General features: G+C 71.7%; 27 protein-coding genes. 13 read left to right on the forward strand and 14 right to left on the reverse strand.

Annotated features, from left to right (window positions below; translation table 11 throughout):
- Positions 1 to 130 precede the first annotated feature (130 nt).
- The 3 genes from ABZT74_RS18390 to ABZT74_RS18400 all read left to right on the forward strand — a co-directional run bounded on the left by ABZT74_RS18390 (position 131) and on the right by ABZT74_RS18400 (position 3991).
- Positions 131 to 1111: a glycosyltransferase family 2 protein gene (locus ABZT74_RS18390; protein ID WP_356170982.1), complete on the forward strand. Its 981-nt coding sequence runs from the start codon at positions 131 to 133 to the stop codon at positions 1109 to 1111.
- A complete protein-coding gene (locus ABZT74_RS18395; protein WP_356170985.1) occupies positions 1108 to 2442 on the forward strand; it encodes an alpha-2,8-polysialyltransferase family protein in 1335 nt (444 codons plus the stop codon). Before ABZT74_RS18390 ends, ABZT74_RS18395 begins: the two co-directional genes overlap by 4 nt.
- A gap of 385 nt (positions 2443 to 2827) precedes the next feature.
- On the forward strand, positions 2828 to 3991 hold the full coding sequence (locus tag ABZT74_RS18400) for an acyltransferase (RefSeq protein ID WP_356436147.1): 1164 nt from the start codon (positions 2828 to 2830) through the stop codon (positions 3989 to 3991).
- A 43-nt stretch (positions 3992 to 4034) separates the two neighbouring features.
- On the opposite strand, the gene ABZT74_RS18405 is transcribed toward ABZT74_RS18400, so the two are convergent.
- Positions 4035 to 4703 carry a TetR/AcrR family transcriptional regulator gene (locus ABZT74_RS18405; RefSeq protein WP_356436149.1) on the reverse strand — a complete coding sequence of 223 codons (669 nt, stop codon included), beginning with the start codon at positions 4701 to 4703 and terminating at the stop codon, positions 4035 to 4037.
- 72 nt (positions 4704 to 4775) lie between these two features.
- Between ABZT74_RS18405 and ABZT74_RS18410 the strand changes: the two genes are divergently transcribed.
- Positions 4776 to 6194 (forward strand): FAD-dependent oxidoreductase, encoded by a 1419-nt coding sequence (locus ABZT74_RS18410; protein WP_356171249.1) that lies wholly within the window; start codon positions 4776 to 4778, stop codon positions 6192 to 6194.
- A 10-nt stretch (positions 6195 to 6204) separates the two neighbouring features.
- On the opposite strand, the gene leuE is transcribed toward ABZT74_RS18410, so the two are convergent.
- Positions 6205 to 6855 (reverse strand): leucine efflux protein LeuE, encoded by a 651-nt coding sequence (gene leuE, locus ABZT74_RS18415; RefSeq protein ID WP_356170993.1) that lies wholly within the window; start codon positions 6853 to 6855, stop codon positions 6205 to 6207.
- A 280-nt stretch (positions 6856 to 7135) separates the two neighbouring features.
- Between leuE and ABZT74_RS18420 the strand changes: the two genes are divergently transcribed.
- Positions 7136 to 7981 carry a L,D-transpeptidase family protein gene (locus tag ABZT74_RS18420; RefSeq protein WP_355880484.1) on the forward strand — a complete coding sequence of 282 codons (846 nt, stop codon included), beginning with the start codon at positions 7136 to 7138 and terminating at the stop codon, positions 7979 to 7981.
- Positions 7982 to 8280: 299 nt separating this feature from the next.
- Here the strand turns inward: ABZT74_RS18420 and ABZT74_RS18425 are convergent, their stop codons facing one another.
- The 9 genes from ABZT74_RS18425 to ABZT74_RS18465 form a co-directional block, all read right to left on the reverse strand.
- Positions 8281 to 9357 carry a hypothetical protein gene (locus ABZT74_RS18425; RefSeq protein ID WP_356436153.1) on the reverse strand — a complete coding sequence of 359 codons (1077 nt, stop codon included), beginning with the start codon at positions 9355 to 9357 and terminating at the stop codon, positions 8281 to 8283.
- The gene (locus ABZT74_RS18430; protein ID WP_355880490.1) at positions 9357 to 10019 is read right to left on the reverse strand and encodes an RNA polymerase sigma factor; all 663 of its coding nucleotides are present in this window, start codon (positions 10017 to 10019) and stop codon (positions 9357 to 9359) included. Before ABZT74_RS18430 ends, ABZT74_RS18425 begins: the two co-directional genes overlap by 1 nt.
- Before the next feature lie 419 nt (positions 10020 to 10438).
- Positions 10439 to 10906 carry a hypothetical protein gene (locus ABZT74_RS18435; RefSeq protein WP_356436156.1) on the reverse strand — a complete coding sequence of 156 codons (468 nt, stop codon included), beginning with the start codon at positions 10904 to 10906 and terminating at the stop codon, positions 10439 to 10441.
- Between the two features lie 71 nt (positions 10907 to 10977).
- Positions 10978 to 11595: an RNA polymerase sigma factor gene (locus ABZT74_RS18440; protein ID WP_356171002.1), complete on the reverse strand. Its 618-nt coding sequence runs from the start codon at positions 11593 to 11595 to the stop codon at positions 10978 to 10980.
- A gap of 158 nt (positions 11596 to 11753) precedes the next feature.
- Positions 11754 to 12134, reverse strand: coding sequence for a hypothetical protein (locus ABZT74_RS18445; RefSeq protein ID WP_355880499.1), 381 nt, complete (start codon positions 12132 to 12134; stop codon positions 11754 to 11756).
- A 290-nt stretch (positions 12135 to 12424) separates the two neighbouring features.
- Positions 12425 to 12997: a hypothetical protein gene (locus tag ABZT74_RS18450; RefSeq protein WP_356436158.1), complete on the reverse strand. Its 573-nt coding sequence runs from the start codon at positions 12995 to 12997 to the stop codon at positions 12425 to 12427.
- An 86-nt stretch (positions 12998 to 13083) separates the two neighbouring features.
- Entirely contained in the window at positions 13084 to 13620 is a 537-nt protein-coding gene (locus ABZT74_RS18455; RefSeq protein WP_356436160.1) for a hypothetical protein, read from the reverse strand.
- 106 nt (positions 13621 to 13726) lie between these two features.
- Positions 13727 to 14485: a DUF4328 domain-containing protein gene (locus ABZT74_RS18460; RefSeq protein ID WP_356436162.1), complete on the reverse strand. Its 759-nt coding sequence runs from the start codon at positions 14483 to 14485 to the stop codon at positions 13727 to 13729.
- A gap of 243 nt (positions 14486 to 14728) precedes the next feature.
- Positions 14729 to 16267, reverse strand: a complete 1539-nt coding sequence (locus ABZT74_RS18465; RefSeq protein ID WP_356436345.1) for a glycoside hydrolase family 20 protein — start codon at positions 16265 to 16267, stop codon at positions 14729 to 14731.
- A 456-nt stretch (positions 16268 to 16723) separates the two neighbouring features.
- On the opposite strand from ABZT74_RS18465, the gene ABZT74_RS18470 reads away from it, so the two are divergent.
- The 5 genes from ABZT74_RS18470 to ABZT74_RS18490 all read left to right on the forward strand — a co-directional run bounded on the left by ABZT74_RS18470 (position 16724) and on the right by ABZT74_RS18490 (position 20871).
- A complete protein-coding gene (locus ABZT74_RS18470; protein WP_356436348.1) occupies positions 16724 to 17266 on the forward strand; it encodes a 2-oxo-4-hydroxy-4-carboxy-5-ureidoimidazoline decarboxylase in 543 nt (180 codons plus the stop codon).
- A gap of 167 nt (positions 17267 to 17433) precedes the next feature.
- On the forward strand, positions 17434 to 17814 hold the full coding sequence (gene sdhC, locus ABZT74_RS18475; RefSeq protein ID WP_121405616.1) for a succinate dehydrogenase, cytochrome b556 subunit: 381 nt from the start codon (positions 17434 to 17436) through the stop codon (positions 17812 to 17814).
- Between the two features lie 5 nt (positions 17815 to 17819).
- Entirely contained in the window at positions 17820 to 18311 is a 492-nt protein-coding gene (locus ABZT74_RS18480) for a succinate dehydrogenase hydrophobic membrane anchor subunit (RefSeq protein WP_081219015.1), read from the forward strand.
- 23 nt (positions 18312 to 18334) lie between these two features.
- The gene (gene sdhA, locus ABZT74_RS18485; RefSeq protein ID WP_355880512.1) at positions 18335 to 20092 is read left to right on the forward strand and encodes a succinate dehydrogenase flavoprotein subunit; all 1758 of its coding nucleotides are present in this window, start codon (positions 18335 to 18337) and stop codon (positions 20090 to 20092) included.
- Positions 20092 to 20871 carry a succinate dehydrogenase iron-sulfur subunit gene (locus ABZT74_RS18490; protein ID WP_355880515.1) on the forward strand — a complete coding sequence of 260 codons (780 nt, stop codon included), beginning with the start codon at positions 20092 to 20094 and terminating at the stop codon, positions 20869 to 20871. The genes sdhA and ABZT74_RS18490 overlap by 1 nt, the downstream gene beginning before the upstream one ends.
- Before the next feature lie 63 nt (positions 20872 to 20934).
- Here the strand turns inward: ABZT74_RS18490 and ABZT74_RS18495 are convergent, their stop codons facing one another.
- The 3 genes from ABZT74_RS18495 to ABZT74_RS18505 all read right to left on the reverse strand — a co-directional run bounded on the left by ABZT74_RS18495 (position 20935) and on the right by ABZT74_RS18505 (position 22379).
- Entirely contained in the window at positions 20935 to 21198 is a 264-nt protein-coding gene (locus ABZT74_RS18495) for a TM2 domain-containing protein (protein ID WP_356171013.1), read from the reverse strand.
- Positions 21199 to 21469: 271 nt separating this feature from the next.
- Positions 21470 to 21877 (reverse strand): DUF2752 domain-containing protein, encoded by a 408-nt coding sequence (locus ABZT74_RS18500; protein WP_356436165.1) that lies wholly within the window; start codon positions 21875 to 21877, stop codon positions 21470 to 21472.
- Positions 21870 to 22379, reverse strand: a complete 510-nt coding sequence (locus ABZT74_RS18505) for a TM2 domain-containing protein (protein ID WP_356171018.1) — start codon at positions 22377 to 22379, stop codon at positions 21870 to 21872. The genes ABZT74_RS18500 and ABZT74_RS18505 overlap by 8 nt, the downstream gene beginning before the upstream one ends.
- Before the next feature lie 340 nt (positions 22380 to 22719).
- Here ABZT74_RS18505 and ABZT74_RS18510 point away from each other — a divergent pair, with 340 nt between their 5' ends.
- The 3 genes from ABZT74_RS18510 to ABZT74_RS18520 all read left to right on the forward strand — a co-directional run bounded on the left by ABZT74_RS18510 (position 22720) and on the right by ABZT74_RS18520 (position 24186).
- Positions 22720 to 23130, forward strand: a complete 411-nt coding sequence (locus ABZT74_RS18510; protein ID WP_356436167.1) for a VOC family protein — start codon at positions 22720 to 22722, stop codon at positions 23128 to 23130.
- A gap of 130 nt (positions 23131 to 23260) precedes the next feature.
- Positions 23261 to 23668, forward strand: a complete 408-nt coding sequence (locus ABZT74_RS18515) for a hypothetical protein (protein WP_356436169.1) — start codon at positions 23261 to 23263, stop codon at positions 23666 to 23668.
- A 5-nt stretch (positions 23669 to 23673) separates the two neighbouring features.
- A complete protein-coding gene (locus ABZT74_RS18520; protein WP_355880532.1) occupies positions 23674 to 24186 on the forward strand; it encodes a DCC1-like thiol-disulfide oxidoreductase family protein in 513 nt (170 codons plus the stop codon).
- Positions 24187 to 24195 lie beyond the last annotated feature (9 nt).

A 24195-nucleotide genomic window follows, 5' to 3' on the forward strand; every position in this document is an offset into this window, starting at 1 on the left:
CCGACGAATGGCGAATCAGCCCGCGAACGACCCGGAAAACGACGTGGTTCACGGTTCCGCCACGCGTCGTTCACCTCGTATCTCACCAACGGTCAAGACGAATGCCGGACCGCCCCCTAACGTCACAGGGGTGGTCAAGCTCTCCGTCATCGTGCCGTTCTACAACGTGCAGCAATACGCGCCAGACACTCTGAAGAGCCTGCGTGCGAACGCACGACAGGACTTCGAATTCATTCTCGTCGACGACTGCTCGCGCGACGAGACACCGGACATTCTCGCGCGCGCGGAGCGCGAGCTCCCGGGCGCGGTGTATGTCAGACACGAGAAGAACGGAGGACTGGCCACCGCGCGCAACACAGGGATCGACAGAGCGCGGGGCGAGTACCTCACGTTCCTCGACGGGGACGACTGGATCGCCCCCGGTTACTACGAACAACTCCTGTCCTCCATCGAGGACCTGGGCTGCGACTTCGTGCGGACGGACCATGTCCAGTGCACGGCGCGGGCCCGTACGGTCCACCGTGTCCCGCACGGCCGCCGCGGAGTCGTCCTGAACCCGCGCGACGCCATCCTCCCCGCCGACCGGTCCACCTCCGTCGACTACGCCTACGCCTGGGCGGGCATCTACCACCGCCGGCTCGTGGACCGCGGACTGCTCCACTTCACCGACGGGCTGCGCACGGCCGAGGACCGGCCGTGGATCTGGAAGCTGCACCGGGAGGCCGAATCCTTCGCCACCGTCGGGCTGTTGGGCGTGTTCTACCGGCGTGGTGTCGCCTCCTCCCTCACCCAGATCGGTGATGTCCGCCAACTCGATTTCATTCGCGCGTTCGACCAAGTGGTGGCCGAAACCGCCGAGGACCGCGACGCCGACAAACTCCTGCCGAAAGCCGTGCGCACCTATTGCGCGATCATTTCCCATCACCTGGGATCCATCGAAAGGTTCGAGCCAGCGGTGGCCCGGAAATTGAAGTCCATGAGTGCCGTCGCGCTGCGGCGTATGCCTCAGGACGTGCTCGACGAGGCTCTCGACTCCATGGACGTCCAGCGCGCCACGCGACTGCGCCGGCTGCGCCGGCGGCCCGCGCCCGCCGCGGGGGTGGCCGCGTGACCACCCAGATCTTCATGGCGTCCACGCTGTACGGAACGGCCACGCTCGCCGCGGCCCTCGACACCGACGGCTTCGGGCCCGCCGACCGGCGCATCCTGCTCGTCTCGAACAACGCGGCGACACCCGAGACGACACCCGGCGTGGACGAGATGCCCGGCTTCGAGCAGCTGCGCGGCCGCTTCGACGACGTCATCTCCTGGAACGAGACCATCTCCCCGTTCCACCCCGGCGGCTGGGCCCCGCGCCCGGACGACGTACCCCTGTGGGAACGGCACCTGCGGCTCGCCTGGAACCTCGGCGACGACGACGTCGAGCTGGCCGTGGAGTCGATCCAGGTCAACCCCGCGCTGGGCATCTCCCAGATCTTCATGGGGGCGCCCGTCACCGTCTACGCCGACGGTCTGATGAGCTACGGACCCACCCGCAACAAGATCGACCCGCTGGTCGGCACCCGGGTGACCCGGCTGCTCCACCTGGATCTGGTCCCGGGCCTCACACCGCTGCTGCTCACCGAGTTCGGCGTCGAGCCGGAGATCGTGCCCACGGACGCGTTCGTGAAGGTGCTCGCCCAGCTCGTGGACACCGGCGACGAGCTGCCCGCGCTGGACGAACCGGCGCTGCTGCTCGGCCAGTACCTCTCCGCGCTCGGCATCCTCACCGCCGAGGAGGAGGAGGACCTCCACGTACAGATGCTGAAGGGCGCGATCGCCCTCGGCCACACCCGCGTGGTGTTCAAGCCGCACCCGACGGCGCCGGCCCGCTGGTCGCGCCTCTTGGAGCGCGAGGCGGAGCGGCTCGGGGCGGACCTCACGGTGGTCGACACCCCGGTCCTCGCCGAGGTCCTCTACCAGCGCATGCGGCCCGCCCTCGTCGTCGGCTGCTTCTCGACGGCGCTGCTCACGGCGTCCGCGCTGTACGGCCTGCCGGTCGCCCGGGTGGGCACCGGCTCGCTGCTGGACCGGCTCACCCCGTACGAGAACAGCAACCGGGTTCCCGTGACGATCGTCGACGCGCTGCTGCCCGAACTGTCGGACCGGGAGGCCGTGACGGGGCAGCGCCCCGGCATGGACGTCGCGGACCTGACGAGGCTCCTGCGGGCCGTGGGCTTCGCCATGCAGCCCAAGATCTACCCCGATCTGCGTCCGGCGGCCGAGAGTTACCTGACACGGCATCTGGACCAGCACACCTGGCGCTACTTCAAGCGCAAGCGCCTCACGTCGCTGGCCCTGCCGGGCGCGGTCCCGGCGCAGCTCGCGTTCATCCCGCGCAACGCGACGGTCCGCCGGGTGGCACGGCGGGCGCGCTCGCTGAAGCGGGCCGTAGGACGCTGAGGCGGGCCGCTGGGCCTCGGGAGCACGCGCCCGGCACCAGGGAGCGCGACGCCGTCGCGGAGGCCCGTGGCGGGCCGGCAGTGCCCGGGAAGGCGTCGCGGGCCGGCGGAGCAGGAGCGGGGAGCGAGGGAGCGGTCGGACGCGACCGGGCCCCGCTCCCCTTTTCCGCGCTCCGGGTCACCACTCCGCCCCCCGACACGTGTTCGGCGTCACCCTTGCGCGAGGGGGATGATTTGTGACGATTCGGAAGAGTTGTCAACGCCGGGGTATCGCACAGATGAACGCCTGTGGGCGGGACGACGAACCGGCCTCGCCACGGCGCAAGCATCCCCGACTATCGGACTAACGTGCTGTGGGCCAGCTGAGTCCCATCGAGGGGAACCTTGTGATCGACACGCCCGAGGAGGCCCGCGGGACGTCAACCGGCACCGCGGTCCGCACGGTGCTGCCTCCTGCCGAGACGTCTCCCGCGCCCAAGCCCGCGGCCCGCCGGGAGAACCGGCTGCGCGCCCTGGACGGGCTGAGGCTGATCGCGGCCCTGATGGTGGCGTGCTATCACTACGGCGGCCGGGACGGCGAGGTCACGCAGGCCTGGGGCACCTCGCCGAAGCACCAGTTCCCCACCCTGCACCAGCTGTTCGCCTACGGCTGCCTCGGCGTGCAGGTCTTCTTCGTGATCAGCGGCTTCGTCATCTGCATGAGCGGCTGGGGGCGCCCCCTGCGGTCCTTCTTCGCCTCCCGCGCCTCCCGGCTGCTACCCGCCTACTGGGCGGCCATCATCATCGTGACCGCGGTGTTCGCCCTGCCCGCCGTCGCGTACAAGGCGGTCTCACCGAGCGACGCGCTGCTCAACCTGACGATGCTCCAGCAGCCGCTGGGCGTCGACCGGGTCCTCGGCGTCTGCTGGACGCTGTGGGCGGAGGTCCGCTTCTACGCCCTCTTCGCGCTGTGCATCGTCCTGCCCGGGGCGAACCGGCAGCGCGTGATCCTGTTCTGCGCGGGCTGGACCCTGGCGGCGGCCGTCGCGCAGGGCGTGAACGAACCGCTCCTCAACATGGTCCTGATGCCGGAGTACGCCCCGTACTTCATCGGCGGCGTCGGCCTCTACCTCGTCCACCGCGACCGCCGCGACGCGTACGCCTGGGGCATCGTCGGGGTGAGCTGGCTGATCGGCCAGCACTACGCCGTGCAGCGGCTCTGGCACGCCCCGAACCCGCAGTTCTTCTCGGACCGTTCGGCCCTCGGCATCATCTTCGTGGTCACCTTCGGCTATGTCGCCGTGGCCGCGATCGCGCTCGGCTGGCTGAACTGGGCCAACTGGCGCTGGCTGACGGTCGCGGGCGCGCTGACGTACCCGTTCTACCTCGTGCACGAGCACCTGGGCTGGGTCGCCATCGAGGCCTACCACCGCACCCTGCACCTGCCGTCCTACGCCACCTTCCTGGCCACGGTCACCACGATGCTGCTCCTGGCCTGGCTGCTGAACCGCTTCGTCGAGAACCGGCTCACCCCGAAGCTGCGCTCCGCCCTGGCGAAACCACGGATGTAGCGGGCGGGCCGGCGTCGGCCTGCCCGCCGGCGCCACCCCGGGCTCAGGCGATCCCGTAGAGCGCGTCGATGCCCGCCACGACGAGCCGCAGGCCCTCCTCGAAGTGCCGTTCGTAGTTCTCGAAGATCTCCGCGCCCGCCGCCGCCGACAGAGGGAACTCGGCCATGCGGCGGGCGCGTTCCTCCACGTCGTAGCCCTCGCGCCGCTCACCCGGTACGGGCTGGACGCCCTGCTCCTCGGTGACGTAGCCCAGCGTGTAGAGGTAGGCGGTGGTGGTCGCGCGGACCGCCTGGTCGAGGGTGAAGCCCGCGTCGGTGAACAGCCCCAGGGTGCGCTCCATCTCGACCGCGTGCACCGTGCCGTTGAACCGTGATCCGCTGAAGACCTTCGCGCCGTCGCGGTAGCTCAGCAGGGCCGCGCGCAGTCCGCGGTTGGCGGCGAGCAGCCGCTCCCGCCAGCCGCCCTCCGGGCCCTCCCCCACGTCCGCGACCATCCGGCGGTACATCTCCGTGGCCATCTCGTCGAGCAGTTCCTGCTTGTTCTTGAAGTGCCAGTAGAGCGCGGGCGCCTGCACGTCCAGCTCCTTGGCGATCGCCCGCAGGGTCAGGCCGTCGAGGCCCGTCGTGTTGAGCAGCCGCAGCGCTGTCTCCACGACCTGCCTCTGGTCCAGCTTGGGGGTGCGCTGGGTCTTCCCGGTTCTCTGAGTGGCCACGCTTGACAGTTTAACGCCGTTAAGGTCATGCTCCGGAGCATGGAACTTAACGGCGTTAAGGAGATGGTGGAGATGGACACCGTGGACGTACTCGTCATCGGCGCGGGCCCGACCGGTCTCGCGCTCGGCGCGGATCTTGCCCGGCGCGGGGTGGACGCCCTCGTCGTCGAGCGGGCCGGCTCGCTGTTCCCCGGTTCACGCGGCAAGGGCATCCAGCCGCGCACCATGGAGGTCTTCGACGACCTCGGCGTGCTCGACGCGATCCGCGCGGCGGGCGGCGAGTACCCGGTGGGGATGATCTGGCAGGACGGCCGGCGCACCGGCGAGCACCGGATGTTCGACCCCGCCGACACGACGGACGACTCGCCGTACTCGACACCGTGGATGGTGCCGCAGTGGCGTACGCAGGAGATCCTCTTCGCGCGCCTGGAGGAGCTCGGCGGGCGGGTCGCCTTCGGCCGCGAGGTCGTCGGGGTCGAGGAGGCCGGTCCGGGCGTGACCGTGGAGTTCACCTCCGGGGCGCCGGTCCGCGCCCGATACGTCGTGGCCGCGGACGGGGGCCGCTCCGTCGTACGGCGCGCGCTCGGGATCGCGATGACCGGGGAGACCGTCGACCCGCACCCCATGCTCGTCGCGGACGTCCGGATCAGCGGCCTCGACCGCGACAACTGGCACGTCTTCCCGCCGAGCGCGGACACCGGCGGCTTCCTGGCGATCTGCCCGCTCGCCGGTACGGAGGACTTCCAGGTCGTGGCGCAGTTCCCGGAGGGCACGGACGTCGACCTCTCCCTCGACGGAGTCCGATGGACCGTCGCCGCGCGCTCCCACCTCGCACCCGAGGACGTGACCGAGGTGCGCTGGGCCTCGGACTTCCGGCCGCGCGCCGCACTCGCCGACCGCTTCCGTGCGGGCCGGGTCTTCCTCGCCGGGGACGCGGCCCACGTCCACTCGCCGGCCGGCGGGCAGGGGCTCAACACCAGCGTCCAGGACGCCTACAACCTCGGCTGGAAGCTGGGCGCGGTACTGGGCGGCACGGCACCGGCCGCCCTCCTCGACACCTACGAGGCGGAACGGCGGCCCGTCGCCGCCGAGATGCTCGGCCTGTCGACCCGGGTGCACCGCGGCGAGACCCGGCGCGGGGCGGCGACCCGTCAGCTCGGCCTGGGCTACCGGGGCTCCTCCCTCGCAGTGGAGACCCGCGGGGAGCTGCCCGACGACGCGCTGCGCGCCGGTGACCGCGCCCCCGACGCGACGGTAGGCGGCGTCCGCCTCTTCGACGTGTTCAGGGGACCGCACTGGACACTGCTGGCGGTCGGCACCGACGAGGAACCGCAGGCGCCCGCGGGGGTCCGTACGGCACGCGTCGACGCGTACGAGAGGTACGGCACCGGTGTCTTCCTCGTCCGCCCCGACGGCTACGTCGGCTGGGCCGGCAGCACGACGAAGACCCTGCCGGAGTACGCGGCAGCGGTGGGCCTGACCTCCGGCTGAACGCCGGGCCTCAGGCGCTGGCGAGCGTGAGCTTGACGGCGAAGCCGAGGAAGAGGGCGCCGGCCGCGGTGGTGGCTCCGGCGGAGAGGCGCCTGCGGCGACGGAAGGCCGCCGCGAGCCGTGTACCGCTGAAGATCAGCGCGGTCAGGTAGAGGAAGCTCGCGAGCTGGGCGAAGGCGCCGAGCACGACGAAGGAGAGCGCCGGATAGGCGTAGCCGGGGTCGACGAACTGCACGAAGAAGGCGACGAAGAAGAGGATCGCCTTCGGGTTGAAGAGGCTGATCACGACCGCTCGCCGGAACGGCCGCTCCCCGGCCACCGGTTCGGTCTCCGCGCTCTGCACGGCGGGCTCCCGACGGGCCTGCCACATCGCCCACGCGGCCCGCAGCATCCCGAACGCCAGCCAGGTCAGATAGCCGGCGCCCGCGTACTTCACGATCCCGAACAGCAGCTCGTTCGCCTGCAGCAGCGACGCGACACCCGCCGCCGACAGCGTCATCAGCACGGTGTCCCCGCACCACACACCCGCTGCGGCCTTGTACCCGGTGCGGACACCCTTCCGGGCGGCGACCGACAGCACGTACAGCGAGTTCGGTCCCGGCAACAGGACAATCAGCACAAGCCCCGCCAGATAGGTGGGGAGATCGATGACACCAAGCATGACAGCGAGTGTCGCACGCGCCCACGACACCCCACCGCCCTGTCTCACGGTTGCGCCGCGGCCGGGAGTCGCGGAGTCCGCTCCTGCTCACCCATAGGGAGGAATCGCCCAGGTCGGAACGCCTTGGACCGCATGTGCGTCCGTGGGGGCGGGGGGTTCTCGTGTTCGCTGCCCCCATGCCGCCTGGTTCGTGGCCGGTCGCCCGCGGGGAGCATCTCAGGGGGCGCTGGGCGAGAGGGGGCCTGATGTGCAGGACAGGACGGGTGGAACAGGGGTCCGGATGCGTACCGCAGGGATGAAGAGATCGCTGGCCGCGCTCGTGGCGCTGGCCGCGCTGAGCGGCTGCACGGCGCAGGGCGTGGACGCGTCGGGGAAGACCACGGCGCCCGTACGGATCGACGGTTCGCTCGCCCCCGGGAAGGGTGACGACGACAAGCCGACGACCGGGGCCAAGGGCAGGGCCGGCACACCCGCCGCCCCGAAGGGAGTCCCCGCCAAGGTCCTCTGGTCGAGCGGCGACCGCGGTGACGACATCCGCTCGGCGCAGGCCCGGCTGCACCAGGTCGCCTGGCTGATCACCCCGCCGACGGGAACGTACGACGCCCGTACGGTCGCGGCGGTGAAGGGGTTCCAGACCAAGCGGGGGCTGCCGAGCACCGGGCAGCTGGACGCCGTCACCTGGCAGCGGCTGAAGGGGATGACGCACGATCCGGCCGACTGGGAGCTGTATCCGTACGGCGGGCAGCCGGCCGCGAAGCCCGATCCGCGCTGTCTGACGGGCCGGGTGCTGTGCGTCAGCAAGACCAGCCGCACCCTGCGCTGGATGGTCGACGGCAGGACCGTCTCGGAGATGGAGGTGCGGTTCGGCTCGCAGTACACGCCGACCCGCGAGGGCGTGTTCACCGTCTACTTCAAGTCACGCCACCACGTGTCGACGCTCTACCACACGTCCATGCCGTACGCGATGTTCTTCAGCGGCGGCCAGGCCGTGCACTACTCCTCGGACTTCGCAGCGCGCGGCTACTACGGCGCCTCGCACGGCTGCGTCAACGTCCGTGACGAGAGCAAGGTGTCGGCCCTGTTCGCGCAGGTCCGGACGGGCGACAAGGTCGTCGTCTACTGGTGACGGAGCGCTGCGGGGGTGGGGCGGGGAAACGTATGGGGCGCGGGCGGGACCGGGGGAACGTGTCCCGCCCGCGCCAGGTGCACGGAGCCGTGGGTACGGGGGGAACCCCGGCTCCGTGCGACGGCCGATGACCAGTCGGCTCACCCATTACTGCGTCACGGCGGCCGAAAACGTCACACCCGGCCGGAGAAAAAGTTCAAGGAAAAACGAAACTGCAGGTCAGCGACGTACCGCCCGGTCGGACGGACGCCGGACTCCGCGGAGGTGCTCCGGTCGGCACGCGGGACGGGCTCCGCGGCTCAGGGAGATGTGGCGGGCTGCGGCGTCGGCGCAGGCCGGGGGGCCGGTGACTTCGCCGGCCGGACCGGCAGCCGGGGCACCGGACCGGGGTGCGCGGGCAGCACGGGGGCCACGACACCGCCGTTTCCCCGGGGGTCGTTGCCGCGCCCTATGTGGTGGCCGTCGTCGTCACCGCCCTGGTCGCCCTGATCCCCGCGGTCGTCGCGGCCGCCCTGGCCGGAACCCTGCTTGCCGTCGTCCCCGGTGCTCTTGCCGTCACCGGAGCCGGCCCGGCGGCCGAGCAGCCCCGCGCAGTACAGCTTGATCCGCTGGCCGCCGCCCGCCGCGTGCTCCAGGAGCTGCCGGCGTCCCCCGTCGAGGTCCTTGCCGTCGAGGACGTCACGGCAGTACGTCCGCGCGCGGTTCAGCCACGCGGGGGTGGGGGCGGTGCTCTCGGTGGCGTCGTCGCCGGAACGACCGGACGCGTCGCCGGTGTCCGGCCGCGCGGTCGTCGGGGAGTCGCCGGACGGCCCGTCCGAGGGGCCGCCGGGTGTCGGCATCACGGAACCGACGCCTCCGGAGACGGTGGGCCCCGGTGATCCGAGCGGCCGGTCGGGAGTCCGGATCGCCGTGACCGAGGCGGCGGGGTCCGGGTGCCTGCGGGTGAACGGCGTCGGCAGCGCTCCGGTTGTGGCCGCGACGGCGACCCCTCCGACCATCGTGGCGGCCAGCACGGCGGCGAGCCCGATCCGGGTGGGCCGCCCCCATCGCGTACGCCGTCCGCGCGCGGCCGCGCGCCCGATCCGGACGAGGCCGGCGTCGGCCGCATGGGCTCCGGAGCACGTGAGATCGCGGCGGCCGAGCGGCGCGGCGGCCCCCTCACCACTCTCGCGCACCTTGCGGAAGGCGGCCAACGCGGCTGCCTCGCCGGGGAGTTCGTCGCAGTTCGGTGCGGGTTCGGCGATCAGCGCGTCGAGCACCCCGGCCAGCCGCTCAGCCTGCTCGCGCGCGCCCGCGTCGACGGCTTCCAGCGGCTCTGCGCGCAGCAGACGCTCCGCGGCGTCGGCGTCCAGCCACCTGTACTGCTCGTCGGCCATCACATGTCCTTCTGCGTCCGCGAACGCGTATGCGTCACACCGGCGGACGTCACCGCGCGGGTGCGCGATCCTCTTTGCTGGGGAACGGCGTCGAGCGCGCCGGACGATTCCGCATCCGCGCCGATCAGCTCCGCGAGCCGCTTCAGACCGCGGTGCGCCGCCGTGCGGACGGCGCCCGGGCGCTTGCCCAGCGTCTCGGCCGCGGTCTTGGCGTCGAGGCCCACCACGACCCGCAGGACGACGGCTTCCGCCTGGTCCTGGGGGAGCTGGGCGATGAGCGAGAGCGTGCTGTCGGTGGCCAGCGACTCGATGGCCTCGTTCGCCGTGTCGGACTCGGCGGGGCGGCCGGTCAGTTCGGTCTCGTCGCCGGCCGACGCGGGACGGCGTCCGCGCATGCGTATGTGGTCCAGGGCCCGGTTGCGGGCTATGCGCGCCGCCCAGCCGCGGAACCGGTCCGCGTCCCCGCTGAACCGCTCCAGGTCACGGGCTATCTGGAGCCAGGCCTCGGACGTGACGTCCTCCGCGTCCGGCTCCCCGACCAGCGTCCGTACGTAGCCGAGCAGCCGTGGGTGCACGGCGCGGTACACAGTCCGGAACGCGGTCTCGTCCCCGTCCTGCGCAGCACGCACCGCGGCGGTCAGCTCCGCGTCGTCCCCCAGCACCCCCGCGCCCCTCTTTGCGCCCCGTCCGGTGCCGCTCTCGCGGACCGGTTCCTCGCCGTCGTGGTTCCTCGATGAATGGTTGCGGTCCCGGGTTCCCCGTGGTTCTGGTCACAGGTCCCACGCGGCCCGTGGTCTCCGGTCCTCGTGGTCACGGTTCCGTCGGTCCTCCGCACCCGGCGCGAATGGAACGTTACGGCCTGAAACAGCTCCCCGTCCATGTTCGTACAACGTGCAACTACCTGGTGACAGAGCGAGGTGTGACACAAAACGCAGTCGCGGCGCTGTACTGAGTACGGGCCGCCGCGCGGCCCGTGCCGCGCGACGGTCGGGGCCTCTCCTGTGGGGGGTGGCGGCTCCGGCCGTTGCCATCGGCACCACCCCTCGGCACATGCACCGGCTCCGCCCGGCCCGCCCATGGCTCAATCCGTGCGCCCGGCCCGCCGCTGAACCCCGGCCGCCTCCGCCGCTCCGGTTCCCTCCGTCGTCGCCACCGCCGCCTGTGCCGCGACCGGTTCGGTGGCCGGCACCCCGAAGTCCGCCGCGTCCGCCGTCTCCGCCGCGGCCACCCCGTCCCTCGGCCGTCCGCCGTCTCCCCCGCTCCCGGCCGCGCCCGCACTCCCCCGGTGGCGCCAGTCGTCCCGCCGGCGGGTGGGTGCCGTGTGCGCGCCGCCGTCGCGGGCGGCACGGAAGGCCGCGACGGCATGCGCCTCGGCCTCGCCGTCGTCCGATCGACCGCGCATGACCGCGGCGAGCAGCGACCCGGCGGCGGCCCGTACGCCGAGGGCGGCACCACGGCCGCCTCCGCCGCCCGCCGCGCCGGCGCCCCGGTGGCCGGGGGATCCGCCGTCACCGTGCCGTTCACTCCTGCCGGGCCCCTCGGGGTCCACAGCTTCCCCGGGTTCCCCAGGCACTCCGTCCGGTCCCATGCCGGTTCCCTCTCAGCCCGCCGCTCCGAGGTTCATCCCGAATCCCCCGGTGCCGGGGGCGTCTCGTCCCTCACACCCTCTTCCGCGAGCAGGCGCGCGAGCCGCTTCAGACCGCGGTGGGCCGAGGTGCGCACCGCGCCCGGCCGTTTGCCGAGCACCCGCGCCGCGGCCGGTCCGTCGAGGCCGACGACGACCCGCAGCAGCACCGCCTCGGCCTGGTCGCGCGGCAGCCCCGCGACGAGTTCCAGCGCGTACTCCGTGGACAGCGTCTCCAATGCCTCGTCAGGAGTGCTGTTCGCGCCGGGCAGTTCCAGCACGTCCTGCTCGATGGGCGTGCCCCGGGGCCGCGCCTTCAGCCGCCGCAGATGGTCCAGCGCCCGGTGCCGGGCGATGGTCGCGGTCCAGCCGCGGAACCCTGCGCCGTCACCGCGGAACCGCCCCAGGTCCCGGGCGATCTCCAGCCAGGCCTCGGACGCCACGTCCTCCGCGTCGTCCCCGACGATCCCGCGCAGGTATCCGAGCAGTCCGGGCTGCACCATCCGGTACGCGACGGCGAAGGCGGCCTCGTCCCCCTCCTGCGCCCGCGCGACGGCCACGCCCAGTTCTCCGTCGTACGGCCGCGCGCGGCGGGGTTCCCCTCCCTGGCCCAACACTGTCCTCGTTCACGCCGAGTTCGCCCGAGTGTGCTCTGCCGACACGGCCGACCGCACCGGCACCCTCATGGTCATCAGCGCCGGTCCCCACGGAAATGTCACAGCACGTCAGCTGCCGGGCTCCTCCCCCGGCGGCGGGTGCGCCGGGCCGTCGGCTACCGCGTGGCCTCCCGGCACAGCAGGCGCAGCGAGCCGTCGCCCGCGTAGGCGCGGCGGGCCTCGTCGATCGGGTCCCAGAGGCGGCCGTCGGGGGTGCGCAGCCAGTGCTCGCCGCCGGTCTCCCACCACTCGGCGCCCGTGCGGCGGGCGACGACCTCACCGGCGTACGCGCCGAACCCGCGCAGCACGCTCTCGACGGCGGCGTACGGCGCCCCCTCCCGGTGTATCTCCTCGATCATGCGGTCGACCCGCCACAGACTCTGCGCGGAGTAGTCGAGGCGCAGTCGGGCGCCCTCCCGCATGGTCGCGACCGAGTCGGCCGCCCAGCGAACGGGCTTCGTCGCAGCTGAAGGCCTGGTTGTCCGAGTAGCGTTCACATTCGGTAGAGCGTGGCGGCGGCCGGATTCGTCACCCGGATCGGCGAGGGTTCGCGACACCGTCCCAGGACCGCCATCTCCACCCCAGGACAGTCACAGGAACCCCCCAGGCGCACAGGTTTGGCGCCCGCCCGCCGAGGCCGTGGCGAGGCGCGCGGGCCCGGCGGCCCCGGACCCGCGCCTGTCCGGGCGGCGCGATTCCGGGACCGCCGGCCCGGGCGCGGAACCGCGAATCGGGGGTTCTCCTCCCCGCCCGGCGGTGCGGGGCCCCCCGCCCGCCGCCGGGCGTCCTACGCGCGTCCCCGTGCCCTGCGCGAGACCACCGCCCGCAGGACGCGCCGGGCCTCGACCGACGTGTCCAGCACGAACCGCAGTCCGCCCGTGCCGTGTTCGGCGAGGAGTTCCAGGACCGCGGTCTGACGGCGCAGTTCGGCGGCGACGAGCGGGGACAGCCCCTCGGTGCGGCCCTCCTCGCGCACCGTCGGCCAGGATGTGGTGTCGTCCGCGTGGTCGAGACGGCGATGCGCCCGCAGCGCCGTCAGCGAGCAGGCGTCCGCCCAGGCGCGAAGCTCCTCCTCCGTGGGCTGTGCGGGAACGGCGTCGAGCATCAGGCGGGTGAGGACGGCCGCGTGGTCCTCGTCGGTGACGGGCGGCTCGGGCACCCCCGCGTCCAGCTTGGCGCGCGCCTGCTCCAGACGCGTGCCCCACTCCCCCCAGGCGTCCGCCTCCGCGAGGCACGCCCACAGGGGGCGCAGGACATCGTCGTCACCGCCGAGCAGCGGGACGCACCGATCCAAACAAGCCAGACCACTCGCTGCCAGACTTCTCTCGTCGGCCTGAGCGATCAGTTCCACCAGACTCATCACGACTCCCTCGAAATGCCTCAACAGGGCGCCCTCGCTTTACGGAGCCCGCACTTCCCCTTACTGCGTGCAACGGTCCAGGAGTGTCACAGTGGCACCACACCGAGCCGGTCGAGGAGCTGGAAGAACAGATTTTCGGCCATCTCCGCCGGCTCCGTCACCCGCCCGTCCGGCCCGGTCCCCGGCTCCGCCTCCAGGACGGCGAGCAGGGCTCCGGCGGTCACCGCGTGCCCCGCCTCGGCGGCCCAGGCGACCGCCCGTCCGGCCGCGTCGGCGGGCTCCAGGAAGTAGTCGTCGACACCCAGTCCGCCGTCGCCGCCGGCGAGATGGCCGGCCATGACGTTCCGGACCAGGCAGGTGCTCCACGCGTCGCCGGACGGCGCCGCCGCCTCGACCGCCACGCAGGCGCCGTCCATCACGTACCCGAAGAGCGCGGGCGCGCCGGTCTCGCGGGCGAGCACCCGCATGCTCCCGATCCCCGGTCTCGCGCCCGGGTACTCCCAGACCTGCCAGCCGCCGGGCGCCGCCGTCCGGGACAGCAGGCCCGGCACCCCGGCCAGCGCCTCGGTCCGGGCGAGCGGCCGCTCGCTTCTGCCCACGACGAAATAGCCCCAATACCCCATACCGGTTCCCCCCGGGTGTCTCGGTTCGGCGGCTGGGGCCGAATACACCACAGGGGTGCCGGGGTTGACCAGAGAAAGGGACGAACCGGTGCCCGTCGGACGCGCGTCAGCCGGCGTACGCGGCGGGACCCTGGAGCGCCTTGAGGTGCTGCATGCGGGTCAGTCTCAGCACGACGAGGATCGCGAGGGCGGCGGCCACGATGTCGACGACGTCGCTGAACATGACCTGCGCGGCGGCGTCGTGGATCTCGTCGGCGGTGCCGGCCTTGCTGTACGCGCTGCCGGACAACCGGTCCGTCAGCAGGAGGAGGACCCAGAAGGTCCACCAGAGGTTGACGAGGGCGTGGCCGCGGCGGGACCCGGCAGGGACGCTCGCGTCCCAGATGTCCAGCGTCACCCGGCGGGGGAACCACAGGTTCGCCACGGGGACGAACCATCCCCAGCCGGCCCACGTCCGGGACTTGCCGTGCCCGAACGGGTTGAACACCTCGGCGTTGACCCGGACCCGCAGGAACCAGATCAGGAAGACGATGACGGAGCCCACCATCGCGGCCGACTGGGCGTACCCGGACCTGTTGACCAGCGTGTCCGCGTCCGTGGCCCGCTGCTGGACGTTGTCGCCGAAGTCGCCGCCCGCCAGGGCCCCGGACACGTCGTACATCGTCCAGTCCGCCCAGACCGCGAAGAGGTCGGCGGCGATCACCAGAGCGAGCAGCGCGACGGCCGCTCTGCCGAGGCCGACCGGTGAGCGCAGCACCGCCGGGCCGTTCGGGGGCGGGAGAGGCGGCAGCGGCGGGAGCGGCCGCGGCGCGGGCATCGGTGAGACGGGCCCCTGTGGCACGGCGTGCGACGGCGGCATGGTCATGAGAACCCCCCAGGTGCACGGCACAGCGCGGTGCCGACACGACAAGCCGGGCGCGCCCCTCCCCAGGGTCACGCCCGGCACACGAATACGTATCCGGAAGATACGGTTCTGCAGACCTGGGCGTCCAGCCCGTTGCGATCCGCCGGCGAAGTGCCGCCGGCCCGCCCGATCAGCGCTTTCGGCGGGCCGCACCCCCGTCACCGGCCGTCGCGCGCGTCCCTGCCGGGCCGGGGGGCCGGCCGCTCAGCCCAGCCGCTTCGCGAGCGCCGAGAACTCCGTCCACGACAGCTCGGGCCTGCCCGGGTCCCACAGCTTCTGGACCGTGGCGCGCAGCGGCATGCGGATGCCGGCCGCGATCCGGTCCTGGGTCTGCGAGTTCGCGAGGTCGCACCAGACGGCGAAGGATCCGCCGAGGATCTGCGAGTCGTACTTCGCGGGGACCGCCGCCGTGCCGCGCAGGACGAGCGGCGTCCACTGCTCGTAAATGCGCTGTCCGGTCGGGTAGACGAAGGTCTGGGGCTCGCCGAGGACGTAGTAGAGGAACTCGTCGTTGTAGTTGACGGCCTTGCGGCCGGCGGCCAGGTACTCGACGGGGGGCCGGGCCCCGATCTCCTTGCCGGTCCAGTACGCCACCTGGAGGTCGCCGTCCGCCTGGACAGTGCCGCCGCGGAAGAAGCCGTCGTTCCAGGCGCGCGCCGTCCGGTCGTGCCCCTGGACCACGGCGGCGCGGTCGTTCAGCCAGCCCGTCGCGAGGTCGGCGACGCTCGCGCCCGCGCCGTACTTGTTCCGCGCGGCGGTGGCGAGCTGCGGGAAGGAGGCGGCCGGGTTCGACACCGTCAGGGCCTGGTACTCGTCGCCGCCGAGGTGCCAGTAGGCGCCGGGAAAGAGGTCCGCGTACTCGTTGAGCAGGTCGTCGACGATGTCCGCCGCGGCCGGCTTGGAGATGTCGACGGCGCCGCGCGTGGCGGCCCCGGACACGTTGCGCAGTTGGAGGTCGGGGTGCGCGGCGATGACCGCGCCGAGGTGTCCGGGCGAGTCGATCTCGGGGACGACGGTGATGTGCCGGCTCGCGGCCAGGGCGATGATCCGGCGGACCTCGGCCTTGCTCAGGTGTTCCTTCGACACGATCTCGGGGTGCGTGTCGGACTGGATACGGAAGCCCTGGTCGTCGGAGAAGTGCAGGCCGAGCTGGTTGAACTTCAGGTCGCCGAGCTCGCGCACCCGGTCCTCGATCCAGCCCGCCGTGAAGTGCTTGCGGGCGATGTCGAGCATGAACCCGCGCTGCGGCTTCGCCGGCCGGTCGTTCACCACGCCCTCCGGAGCGGTGCCGCCGCCGTGCACCTCCTGCTTGAGGGTGCGCGTGCCGTAGAAGACGCCTGCCTCGGCGGGGCCCTTGATCGTGACCCGGTGGTTCCTGACGGTCAGGGTGTAGGACTCGGGGCCCGCGGCGCCGTCGTTCAGGCCCAGCTCGACGTCGCCGTCCCGGGGGTCGTCCCGCCCCGCGTACGTCAGCTTGAGCTCCCCCGCGAGCAGCTTGCCCTCGTCGGCGAGACCGGCGTCGTCCACGACGACCCGGCCACCGGAGGCAGGACGCCAGCCCGGGCCGTGGGCCGCCGTGTGCTCCCGTACCGCGGGAATGGTGCGAGGAGCCTTCGAGAGGGGGTAGCTCCTGCTCGGCGAAGGGCTGGCGCTGGGCGACACGCCGGCCGTCGCGGCCTTGGAGGCGTCCCCCGACCCGGCCGGCTCCCCACTGCCGCCGCCCGGCCAGACCAGCACGGCCACCGCGACGACACCGGCGACCGCGAGACCGCCCGCAACGATCGGGGCACGGCCCTGCCACCATGCCTGCCGCCGCGGCGCACGCCGCCTGCCACCCGTCACGCCGCCATCCTCGTTTCGTCAGCCGGGCCCCTCCCCCGAGAGATCCACTCCTCCGCCCAGGTGTACTCCTCCATCGGGGCGTCCACCTCTCCACTCCACCGCGAACTGTGCCCCGGCCACCACCGGTACCGTCCACCGGCCGCTCCGAAACTCTCCCGTCCGGGTGAAATTCGGGCATCCGTCGGACAGCTCTTGCCACACCTCGATAGCGTGAGCACTACAGGTTTCACTCCTCCCCCTGCCGAAACACACGTATCGCGCGCACGTCACGCTCACGGGACGTCGCCTCTCTCCATCCACCGCCGAGGATCCACGCTGACGTCGCACCGTCTCCCACACCTCCCCGGCCAGGTCGCCCTGCCCGAACAGAAGAGCGCGGCGCCGTCCCCGGCCCGCCTCGACGGGTTCAACTCCGCGCCGGCCGAAGCGGTCACCCGGGCCCTGCTCACCTGCTGCCGCAGCCTGCGCTGGGCACACCGGCTCGCCGCCCACCGGCCGTACCCGGATCTCGCCGCGCTGCTCGCCGCGTCCGACGAGGCGGCGTACGACCTGACCCCGGCCGACCTGGCGGAAGCCCTGGCCGGCGAGTCGCTGACGCTGCTCCCGGACGGCGCGTACTCCGCGGCCCACACGGCGCTGAGCGCCGCGCACGCCGCCTACGAGAGCCGATTCGGACATGTGTTCGTCATCTGCCTGGACGGCTGCGCCCCGGGCGAGGCGCTCGACCAGGTGCTCGCGGGCATCCGGTCACGGCTGACGAACGACCCCGAGGAGGAGCGGGTCACCACCGCCGAGGAGCTGCGGCGACTGGCCCGCGGCCGGCTCTCCCGCCTCACCCTCCAGTTCGCCGCCCCAGACGGCGCACGGCCGGGCCACGCCGACCCCGGGCGCCCGCAATAGCCCGAACGTGGCTGATTGATTGCCAGTTTGATCACATTGATAGGGCCGCTGTAAGCGTTCCGACAACACGTCGCTACGATGGCCGGGGCCGGTGGACCGTACCCGGCCGGGCCCGTCCGACAGAGAAGCCGGCGCGGCCCCAATCCCCGCTCCCGGAGGGTTCTTCCGTGCCGGCTGGAACGCTGTACCGCGGCCGGGAAGGAATGTGGTCCTGGGTGGCTCATCGAGTCACCGGCGTCCTCATCTTCTTCTTCCTGTTCGTACACGTCCTGGACACTGCTCTCGTCCGTGTCTCCCCCGAGGACTACGACAAGGTCGTGTCCACGTACAAGACCCCGATCGTCGCGCTGCTGGAGTACGGCCTCGTGGCCGCCATCCTCTTCCACGCGCTGAACGGCCTGCGCGTCATCGCCGTCGACTTCTGGTCGAAGGGACCGCGCTACCAGAAGCAGATGCTCTGGTCCGTCGTCGGTATCTGGGTCGTGCTGATGGCCGGGGCGCTCTACCCCGTGCTCGGGCACGCATTCCGCGAAGTCTTCGGGAGCTGACGCAGATGTCCACTACTGACACCGCCGCTTCCGGCATCGGCCCCGTCGAGGGTGCCGGAGAGTTCTCGGCGTACAGCGTCGACAACCCGGCCCCGTTCATCGAGGCCCCCCGCAAGCGCACCAAGAAGACCCCGAAGTCCACCCGTGGCAACTTCGAGATGTACGGCTGGCTCTTCATGCGCCTGTCCGGCATCGTCCTGGTCGTCCTGGTCATCGGCCACCTGCTCATCCAGCTCGTCCTGGACGGCGGCGTCTCCAAGATCGGCTTCGCCTTCGTGGCCGGCCGGTGGGCGAACCCCTGGTGGCAGGTCTGGGACCTGGCCATGCTGTGGCTCGCCATGCTGCACGGCGCCAACGGCCTGCGTACCGTCATCAACGACTACGCGGAGCGCGCCAACACGCGCCTGTGGCTGAAGGGCCTGCTCTACACCGCCACGGTGTTCACGATCCTGCTGGGCACGCTGGTGATCTTCACCTTCGACCCGAACATCCGCTAGGCACGGGGCTGAGGCAACCACTCATGAAGATCCACAAGTACGACACCGTCATCGTCGGCGCCGGCGGCGCCGGCATGCGCGCCGCCATCGAGTCGACGAAGCGCAGCCGCACCGCCGTGCTGACGAAGCTCTACCCCACCCGCTCCCACACAGGCGCCGCGCAGGGCGGCATGGCCGCCGCGCTCGCCAACGTGGAAGAGGACAACTGGGAGTGGCACACCTTCGACACGGTCAAGGGCGGTGACTACCTGGTCGACCAGGACGCCGCCGAGATCCTGGCGAAGGAGGCCATCGACTCGGTCCTCGACCTGGAGAAGATGGGCCTGCCGTTCAACCGGACGCCCGACGGGACGATCGACCAGCGCCGCTTCGGCGGTCACTCCCGCAACCACGGCGAGGCCCCGGTCCGCCGGTCCTGCTACGCCGCGGACCGCACCGGGCACATGATCCTCCAGACGCTGTACCAGAACTGCGTCAAGGAGGGCGTGGAGTTCTTCAACGAGTTCTACGTCCTCGACCAGCTGATCGTCGAGATCGACGGCGTCAAGCACTCGGCGGGCGTCGTCGCCTACGAGCTCGCGACCGGCGAGATCCACGTCTTCCAGGCGAAGGCCGTGATCTACGCCTCCGGCGGCACCGGCAAGTTCTTCAAGGTGACCTCCAACGCGCACACGCTGACCGGTGACGGCCAGGCCGCCGTCTACCGTCGCGGGCTGCCGCTGGAGGACATGGAGTTCTTCCAGTTCCACCCGACCGGCATCTGGCGCATGGGCATCCTGCTGACGGAGGGCGCCCGCGGTGAGGGCGGCATCCTCCGCAACAAGGACGGCGAGCGCTTCATGGAGAAGTACGCGCCGGTCATGAAGGACCTCGCGTCCCGTGACGTCGTGTCCCGCTCCATCTACACGGAGATCCGTGAGGGCCGCGGCTGCGGTCCCGAGGGCGACCACGTCTACCTCGACCTCACGCACCTCCCGCCGGAGCAGCTCGACGCCAAGCTGCCCGACATCACCGAGTTCGCGCGCACCTACCTCGGCATCGAGCCCTACACGGACCCGATCCCGATCCAGCCCACCGCGCACTACGCCATGGGCGGCATCCCGACGAACGTCCAGGGTGAGGTCCTCTCGGACAACACCACGGTCGTCCCGGGTCTGTACGCGGCCGGCGAGGTCGCCTGCGTCTCCGTGCACGGCGCCAACCGCCTCGGCACGAACTCGCTGCTGGACATCAACGTGTTCGGCAAGCGGGCCGGTATCGCCGCCGCGGAGTACTCGGCGAAGGTCGACGCCCACATCGAGCTGCCGGAGGCCCCGGCCTCGAAGGTCGTGGCCCAGGTCGAGCGCCTGCGCAACTCCACGGGCACCGAGCGGGTCGCCGCGATCCGCCTGGAGCTCCAGGAGTGCATGGACGCCAACGTGATGGTGTTCCGCACCGAGCAGACGATCAAGACGGCGGTCGAGAAGATCGCGGAGCTGCGCGAGCGCTACCTGAACGTCTCGATCCAGGACAAGGGCCGGCGCTTCAACACCGACCTCCTCGAAGCCATCGAGCTGGGCAACCTGCTCGACCTGGCCGAGGTCATGGCCGTGTCCGCGCTCGCCCGCAAGGAGTCCCGCGGCGGTCACTACCGCGAGGACTACCCGAGCCGCGACGACGTCAACTTCATGCGCCACACCATGGCGTACCGCGAGGTCGGCGCCGACGGCACCGAGTCCATCCGACTCGACTACAAGCCGGTCGTCCAGACCCGCTACCAGCCGATGGAGCGTAAGTACTGATGGCTACTCCCACCCTGGACAAGGCGGACGCCGCCGGTGCGCCCGAGGCCGGTTTCGGCGACTCGCCGTACATCACCGCCACGTTCCGCATCCGCCGCTACAACCCGGAGATCTCGGCGGAGGCGGTCTGGGAAGACTTCCAGCTGGAGATCGACCCCAAGGAGCGTGTCCTCGACGCGCTGCACAAGATCAAGTGGGACCAGGACGGCACGCTCACGTTCCGCCGGTCCTGCGCGCACGGCATCTGCGGCTCGGACGCCATGCGGATCAACGGCAAGAACCGCCTGGCCTGCAAGACGCTGATCAAGGACCTGAACCCCGAGAAGCCGATCACGGTCGAGGCCATCAAGGGCCTGACGGTGCTGAAGGACCTCGTGGTCGACATGGACCCGTTCTTCCAGGCGTACCGCGACGTCATGCCGTTCCTCATCACGAAGGACACCAACGAGCCGACGCGTGAGCGTCTGCAGTCGGCCGAGGACCGCGAGCGGTTCGACGACACCACCAAGTGCATCCTGTGCGCGGCGTGCACGTCGTCCTGCCCGGTGTTCTGGAACGACGGCCAGTACTTCGGTCCGGCCGCCATCGTGAACGCCCACCGCTTCATCTTCGACTCGCGTGACGAGGCCGGCGAGCAGCGGCTGGAGATCCTCAACGACAAGGACGGCGTGTGGCGTTGCCGCACGACGTTCAACTGCACGGACGCCTGCCCCCGAGGCATCGAGGTCACGAAGGCGATCCAGGAGGTCAAGCGCGCGCTGATCACGCGTCGCTTCTGACCGCTCCACGCATGGCGGAAGGGCCCCGCTCCCCTCTCGGGAGCGGGGCCCTTCCGCATGCCGTCAGCCGCGCAGGACGCGGCCCTGCTTGTCGGTGCGGTCGTTGCTCGTGAAGAACAGGATCGCGTCGATCAGGGCCCAGATGCCGAGGCCGCCGCAGGTGAAGAGCTGGGCGATGGCGACACCGGTGGAGCCGACGTAGAAGCGGCCCGCGCCCAATCCGCCCAGGAACAGCTGGAGAACTCCGGCGATCACCTTGGACTTGTCGGAGTAGGGACGGCCCTGCGGGTCGTAGCCGTAGGGCGCGTCGGGGGTGGGGACGGTCATGAGTACTGCTCCTGGATGACGTAAGGCGGCCGGAGCGGCTCGCTCCGGTGAGCGCGCAGGAGGGTTCCCATGGCGGAGACCGCCCATGGACGGCGTGCACGTCGTCCCCCCTGTGCCGTCGGAGCGTACGGAGATTCATGCGTTTAATGGGAGAGAAAATGATCAATCTTGCCCATTCCGTGATCATGTTCCGCTCGCTCGTGACACCCGCCCCAGGGATGGTCCCCAGCGCGGCGTCACCGCCCGCCGGGGCGAGGGGACCGCGCCCCGGCTAGAAGACGTTGCGGAGCACCGCCCAGGCCACCGCCGTCAGGAGCACCAACGCCTGGGTGCGCGGCTTCAGTTCGGGACGCCAGCGGCGTCCGCGCAGGCCGTGCACCATCCAGCGCGCCAGCAGGGCGAGGGCGAACGGCGCGGCGAGGAGCAGCATCCTGTTGTCGTCCCAGGCGGCGGCGAAGTGACCGTGCATCAGGTCGTAGACCATGCGGGTGCCGCCGCAGGCGGGGCAGAGCAGGCCGGTGAGATACCGGAACGGGCACGTGGGCAGCAGATGGCCCGGCTCGTGCGGATCGGTGACGTACAGATAGCCGGCCCCGGCCGTCCCGGCGGCGAGCACCGTGAGAGGTGCCGCCGCCGGGTGCCGCGGCGCGACCCTGCGCGCCGCGACGGGGTCAGCCACGCAGGACCCGGCCGTCGGAGTCGGTGGCGCTGTTGCCGACGAGCAGCATGATGCCGTCGATCAGGGCCCAGATTCCCAGGCCGCCGCAGGTGAAGAGCTGGGCTATGCCGATGCCGACGTTGCCCATGTAGAAGCGTCCGATGCCGAGGCTGCCCAGGGTGAGCTGGAGGACGCCGGCGACGATCTTCGACTTCTCGGAGTACGGGCGCCCGTAGGGGTCGTAGCCGTACGGGGCGTTCGGGTCGCCGGTGTAGGTGCCGGGCGGGACCGGACCGCCCGGGTAGCCGCCCGGCCCCGGGTAACCACCCGGTCCCGCGTAGCCGCCGGGCCCGGGGTATCCGTACTGGCCCGCGTTGTCGTACGGGCCCTGCTGGGCGTACGGGCCGGGCTGCCCGGCGCCGTAGGGGCCGGTGCCGCCGGGCGGGGTCGCTCCGGCGTTCGGGTAGCCGTAGCCGGGCGGCTGGTTCGGGGGCTGCGGCGGCTGCTGCGGCTGGTCGGTCAAGGCGCTGACTCCTGGTGTGCCCGCACGGGACGGCGCGGGACTGGGGTGCGAGGGGCGAAGATCGGTCAGGCCATCTTGCAGGAGGAGGCCCGGGGCGGAGAAGTGGGTTCGCCCCACGGGCTCCGGCCCCTCGTCAGGATGCCGCCCGGGCCCGGATGGTTCCCGTACGGCCGGTGCTCGTCCCTCACGTGCGGGAAGCGGCCCGGCATCGGACCGGGCGTCACCCCTCGGCCGCCGTCCCGCCTCGCCCGGCGGCGCGTATCGCCTCAACGGGTGATCACATGTTCGGCCCGCGGTCCGGCCCGCGGCGACCGCCCCCGCCCCTGCCTAATCTGATGGCATGTCAGATGACGTGTCATACGAGCTGCTCGGGCTCGACAACGTGCTGCTGGTCGTCGGGAACCTCGGCGAGGCGGTCGGCTTCTACGAGCGGGCCGGCTTCCCGGTGGCCTTCCGGCTCGACGAGGCCGGGATCGCCCTGCTGAAGGTCGGCAAGGAGACACCGGGGGTGCTGCTGCGCCTGGACGACGAGCTGAGTCACCGGCCGCCCGCGTGGGCGTCGCCGCGGGTGTGGCTGGAGGTGCGGGACGCCCGGTCCTCGGCCCGCGCCCTGGCGGCCGCGGGCATCACGCCGCTCGACGAGCCCTTCTCCGTCGCCACCGGCTGGACCGTCGAGTTCGCCGACCCCTGGGGCAACGTCATCGGCCTGACGGACTACGCCAAGCGCCCGGAACTGGCGCGCAGGTCCTGAGAGTCGGGCCGGTGGTCCGCGTCCCGGCTCCGGCGCGGAAGTCCGCCCGGATCCGACTTGAACATGTTCAAAAGCAGGTCTACATTCATCCCTGACAGCGTTTTGAACGCGTTCAAGAAGGGGTGGGGATATGGATCTCACAGTCGTCGCGTACGTCATCTATCTGCTCGTCAGCATCGCGCTCACGGTCTGGGTGGCCCGCACGCTGAGCACGAACGGGCGGATCTTCCTGTCGGACGTCCTGCACGGGAACGAGAAGCTCGCCGACGCCGTCAACCACCTGCTGGTGGTGGGCTTCTACCTGGTCAACCTGGGCTTCGTCGCGCTCTATCTGCACCAGAGCGACGAGATCTCCAACGCCCGCGAGATCTTCGAGGCCCTCTCGACCAAGCTGGGCGTCGTCCTGCTGGTGCTCGGCGTCATGCACCTGGGCAACGTGTACGTGCTCAACAGGATCCGCCGCCGGGGTGTCATGGAGCGGGAGCAGGTCCCGCCGGTGCGGCCGACGGACTGGGCCGCGCCCGCGGCCGGGGTGTGACAGCGGTGACCGGCACCCAGGCCGGCCCGGACCGGGACGCCGCGCGCGTCCCGGTCCGCGGGCTCACCGTCCTCTACGACCCGCGCTGCTCGCTGTGCGCCTTCCTGAAGGACTGGCTCGCCCGGCAGGCGCAGCTGGTCCCCCTCCGGCTCGTGCCGGTCGCCTCGGAGGAGGCCCGGCGGCGCTTCCCCCGGCTCGACCACCGCTCCACCCTGAGCGAGATCACCGTCGTGGGGGACGCCGGCCAGGTCTACCAGGGAGCGCCCGCCTGGATCGTCACCCTGTGGGCGCTGCGGGAGTACCGGCCGCTGGCCCACCGGCTGAGCACTCCCACCGGCGCGAAGTTCGCCCGGGGCGCCGTCCTCGCCGCCGCCAAGTGGCGCGAGGCCCAGCGGTCCGAGCGGTGGGGCGGCGGGGCCTATCACTGGGGCGACGGATGGAGCTACGACCCCTCGGCGGGCTGGACGTACGCGCCGCCCTGCGACAGCGGCGGATGTTCCCCCGCTCCCACTCGTTAGGCTCGTCCC

This window comes from Streptomyces sp. NPDC005302, from assembly GCF_040607345.1.
Classification (GTDB): domain Bacteria; phylum Actinomycetota; class Actinomycetes; order Streptomycetales; family Streptomycetaceae; genus Streptomyces.